This window comes from Microcystis sp. M53603_WE2, assembly GCF_030065435.1.
Window position 1 is genome coordinate 1 of record NZ_JASJFF010000793.1, and the last position, 1,993, is coordinate 1,993.

3 protein-coding genes are annotated in these 1,993 nt (G+C 45.2%); 2 read left to right on the plus strand and 1 reads right to left on the minus strand.

Going from position 1 to position 1,993, the window contains the following annotated elements:
• The first annotated feature begins 44 nt into the window (after nt 1–44).
• Nucleotides 45–200, plus strand: coding sequence for a hypothetical protein (locus PX481_RS16960; protein WP_288095105.1), 156 nt, complete (start codon nt 45–47; stop codon nt 198–200).
• A 9-nt stretch (nt 201–209) separates the two neighbouring features.
• On the opposite strand, the gene ccmO is transcribed toward PX481_RS16960, so the two are convergent.
• The gene (gene ccmO, locus PX481_RS16965; RefSeq protein WP_288095107.1) at nt 210–1,010 is read right to left on the minus strand and encodes a beta-carboxysome assembly protein CcmO; all 801 of its coding nucleotides are present in this window, start codon (nt 1,008–1,010) and stop codon (nt 210–212) included.
• Nucleotides 1,011–1,223: 213 nt separating this feature from the next.
• On the opposite strand from ccmO, the gene raf1 reads away from it, so the two are divergent.
• Nucleotides 1,224–1,993, plus strand: a 770-nt coding sequence (gene raf1, locus PX481_RS16970; RefSeq protein WP_288095109.1) for a RuBisCO accumulation factor 1, incomplete at its 3' end; no start/stop codon positions are given.

The window sequence follows — 1,993 nt, forward strand, 5'->3', positions numbered from 1 at the left end:
ATTAGGCCAATTCTAGCGACGATTATTCGATCTGACCACACCCCTTGACAAAAATTTATCATTATTCGATTCGTTTAATTGTCGGGGGACTCTGTAAAGATTTTTTACTGGGAAATCCACACCCACCAACAAACTTTTTGCCGCAAACCCTAATTCAACCTTTTGCTCCTGTACTTTTAGCAGCACAGGAGCAAAGTTGAAAATAAAAATTAATAACTGTCCTCATCGATGATAACTTCCACGGGAATCACTTCTTCTAACACTTTTTCCTGCATTTCTTGGCGACGAATCGGTATTTTGGTTTTTTCCAATTCCGGTAAAGCGACCAATTCCCGTTGTTTTTCCCGGACAGTATTGGGTAACAACATCGGTAAAGGTTCGGGGGTTTCTAACCAGTATCTGGCCACCGGTAGAGTATGTTCTAAATCTTCCAATAAACGGGGAATAATCATCACCGCGTGCAGTTCACCGATTTTCTCTGCTTCCCGCATTCCCGCATCAATGGCTACGGCCACATTAGCGACGGAACCCCGGATAATGGCCGTACACAAACCATCCCCAATCGTTTCGTAGGAAGCTAACTGCACATCGGCCGATTTTAACATGGCATCGGCTGCCCCCACCATAGCAGGAAAACCGCGGGTTTCCAAGAGACCGATCGACATATTGCTCAGTTTGCTGAAACCCCTTTGACTTTGGGCAATTTCGGCTAAACGGCTACCAATTGGGAAAATTACCTCTAAATTGGGCATCGGTCGGGGAATAACCGATTTAGATACCAATTGTCCGAACTGTGCGGCGGTTTTTGCCCCTTCTTCCACTGCTAACCGCACATCGGCAATATTACCACGCACGATCGCCGTACAGTGACCACCGCCAATTTTTTCGTAACCCACGAGGGTAACTTCTGCCGATTTTAGCATCATATCCGCCGTCCCGACGATCGCCGGAAAGCTGAGGGTAGAGACTAAACCCAAGGCACTATCTTTGGGGTGACGCTTGGTTTTCATCGTCCTTTGACCGGGGTTAGTTGTGGACGAGGGGGGAATGCTTCCATTAACTCTTAATCTAGACATTGAAGATAAACTTGCCCTAACAGGTACGAAGGGGGTGATTGTCAGCTATCCTGTTACTATCTAGTCTATCCTGTTAACCTTAATTGCTATTGAAGATTTTTGAGGGATTAGATAAATTTTAGTTATTGTAGCTTGATCAAGTTGTCTATGACAGAACAGCCTCGCAGTACAGATGATCGAATCAGCGAAACGGAAGCGACCGAATTAATGCGCTCGCTGCTTCATAAGGAAGGAAATTGGGTGAATTGGGGGCAAAAATGTCAAAAACTGCAAAAAGCTGGCTACGATTCCCAGTTAATTTTTGAACAAACCGGTTTTCAAAATGCCCAACAAAATTTAATTATTGTCGCTGCCCAAGTTTTTGAGAGTTTAATCAAAGCGGGGGCAGCTGAAGATTTGTTAAGTTACTACATCGGGCCGCGTAGTGATGTGCTATACGAATTACGGATTCTCAACCAAGAACAAAGATTGGGGGCAGCGAAATTAGCGGCAGAAAAAAGGATTGAGGTGGCTGAAGCACACGATATCGCCAAAGCTATCCAAGATTTTTCCCGTTTATCCCAGATTCCCAGTGAATTTACTCGTCATCCTGGAGATGCGATCGCTTACCAGTGTTGGAAACGGGGCAAACAAAAGCGAGATTTAGCCGAAAGAGCGAAATTAATCGCTAAAGGGTTGAAATTTGCCCATTCTGACTCGGCTAGACAGGCGATCGAGTCTTTACTACAAGATTTTACCGTTACTCCCACCCGTAGCGCTCCCCTGCTGCCCGTCCATCGTTTACAGGATGAGGACGAATTAGCCAGAATTATTCCTTTAGTAGGAAGATTTCCGGTGACGGTAACTGATATAAAACACACAGAAAGTTTGAGCGTCGAGGAACCTTTTCGACTGGTAACGGTGGGGGATAAACAAAC

Coding starts and splice junctions, on each gene's coding strand:
- ccmO (WP_288095107.1), bottom strand. CDS start 1,010: ATGAAAACCAAGCGTCACCCCAAAGATAGTGCCTTGGGTTTAGTCTCT.